Annotated in this window: 2 protein-coding genes; both read right to left on the bottom strand. The window is 28.6% G+C overall.

Annotated features, from left to right (window positions below; translation table 11 throughout):
• A partial coding sequence (locus KG732_RS12915; RefSeq protein WP_213524435.1) for a DUF262 domain-containing protein occupies nt 1-2,182 on the bottom strand: 2,182 nt, incomplete at its 3' end.
• Nucleotides 2,183-2,200: 18 nt separating this feature from the next.
• Nucleotides 2,201-2,433, bottom strand: a 233-nt coding sequence (locus KG732_RS12910) for a hypothetical protein (RefSeq protein WP_213524433.1), incomplete at its 5' end; no start/stop codon positions are given.

Raw genomic sequence — 2,433 nt, 5'->3', positions numbered from 1 at the left:
CTGCACCAGAACTTAACCAATGGTCTTTGGTTGGGTTTACATTAGAAAATAGTTCTGTATCTACAATTAATGGTAATAGTTGTTTCCAATATTCTTTACGTACACCAAAACGATTAGGTACATTTCCACTATCACTATCTGCATATTTTATTAGTAATTCATCTTCAAGTTCAAATAATGGAAGTAGTTTTTTAAGCGTGCTAAATTTTGAGTTGCTATCTATATTTGATTCAATAAAATAACCGCTTTGTAATTCTTGTGGTGCTCTAAAATCTGATGCATTACGTGTTATTTTGAATATATCTTTCGCTTCTAATAATAGTTGCGCATTCTTTTCATATAATTTCTCAATAACATAAAAATACATTTGAGCGATAACCTCTTCATCTACTTTAGTGTTTTCAAAAATGAAATACTCTAATTTTTTATGTGTTGGAGATTCCGCATTATATAAGGTTTGTTCGTCTGTATTTTCAGATACAGGTATTACAACATCTGGATATTCCCATATTTTAAGAAAGCGACTATAAATTAAATCAAAGCGTTCATTATAGTTAGCAATATTCCAATTATCAATAGTTTTAAGATAATCATTTAGCCAAAGACGACTATAATTATAACCTTGTTCAGCGCCTTGTCTATTCATTGTTTTTTTATCCTTAAAGGACTTGTTGCTTAAAGCTCCATTATTACCTGACAAGGTTAAATTAGCTATTGTATTCACATACTTTTCTTTAAACTGAAAGTAATCGTCTGGTGTAAGTGCTTTATTCCAATCTTCATTAGGGGTTTGAGGAAAAATGTGTTCTATGGTAATATTTTCATTAGAGGTATTTACATATTCTCTGTTGTTATAATTCTCTAACAACTCGAACATATAATTTCTGTTTTTAGACTGTATATTATATAAATCTTTGTCTTTTAATGCTGTTTTTAAATCTTCATCGGTTGGGAATTTTGCACTACCACGTTTCTTTATTAGAGCTAACGCAATAGAATCATAATACTCTTCCGTATCAACTTCAGAATATAAAGTCATAAATATTTTATTCAATGCGTTTGTGGGTAAGCCTACAACAAAACGTCTCCACGTATAAGTCTGAATCAATTTTAATATTTTAATTAACTCATCATTGCTTATTAAACCATTTTCTGCATCTTCAAAAACTTGTAAAAGAAAAGGGAAAGCTACATTAATTTCAAGACGTGAAATGTATTCTAATTCTCTACGAATGTTATTATCTTGAATTGAAGAAGGATTAATAAACTTTTTATAATGAATTGAAAGTGATTTAATGTTTTCTAATTCTTGTGTGTAGGTTTCGTCTTTTTCGGTGTATAGCTTTTTAAACTCAACATATACCTTATTTTTATTTGGTATTTTTTTATTTCGTAAGGTTAAATAATCTCTTATATAATCTGATACTACAGATTTTTGTTTTAGTAAATCTCTTGCGTTTTCTTCAATAGGATTCCATATTTGCTCAAATATTTTATTCTGATTTTTTGGGTCTAAATCCATTAGAATATAGTTTCTAATTAAATCAGACTGTGATAAATCTAAACCTGTAGAATTTAAACTCTCAAAAATGCGTTGTGGGTCGTCTTTTCCTCTTTCTAAAGATATTTCAACAAAAATTAAACGTTTTAGTCCATTGAGTACGGTATGAAAACTCTCTTTTGTAATGATACTTTGAAAATATTTGAAGTTTTCAACAACGTTAGAGTAGTGGTTAAACTCATTTTCTGTACCATTCATAATAGCTTTAAATGCTAATGAGTTGGTGTCTGTTTGTTTTAATTTGAGTTTGCTTGATTCGTTCTGCACATATTGATTGGTTAAAAACATATTGAGCAACATATCTGCTTCATTTTTCATACTATTATCTTTAGCAAAACGAAATAAAGCCACATATATGATGTTAATAGTGGTTAAGCGTTGTTGCCCATCAATAATTACTAATTCTTTAACCTCACTTGTGCTATAAGTACCTTCGTGTATAAAAACAATGCTACCAATAAAGTGCGTACCTCTGTTATATATTTCTACTGCAATAACATCATTAATTAATTCTTTACACTCGTTATTTGTCCAATCGTAATTACGCTGATATACAGGTATTACAAACTGTACATTAGGAGCTTGTAAAAAGTTGGTGATTGGTAGTTCGTTTGCTTTCATATTCAATTTAGAATTAATCTATTTCATTAATTCTTTTAATTTTTGTTCTTCTTGTTCCCCTTCAATTAAATAGGCTTCAACTGATTCATTTAACTTGTCGAACTCCAGTTCTATTTGATATGTATTTAAATTACCTTTTTTATGCTGTTCTGTCATTTTTTGAAAAACACTATTTTTATATGTAGTATCATTATTACCTAACAAATGTTCGCCTTTACTCTCCACTAAATAAATGATTTCTAATTCATCAA

Source organism: Nonlabens sp., assembly GCF_018401815.1.
Taxonomy (GTDB): Bacteria; Bacteroidota; Bacteroidia; order Flavobacteriales; family Flavobacteriaceae; genus Nonlabens.
Note: the sequence above shows the minus strand (reverse complement) of the source record. Positions and strands in the feature narration are given on the sequence as shown.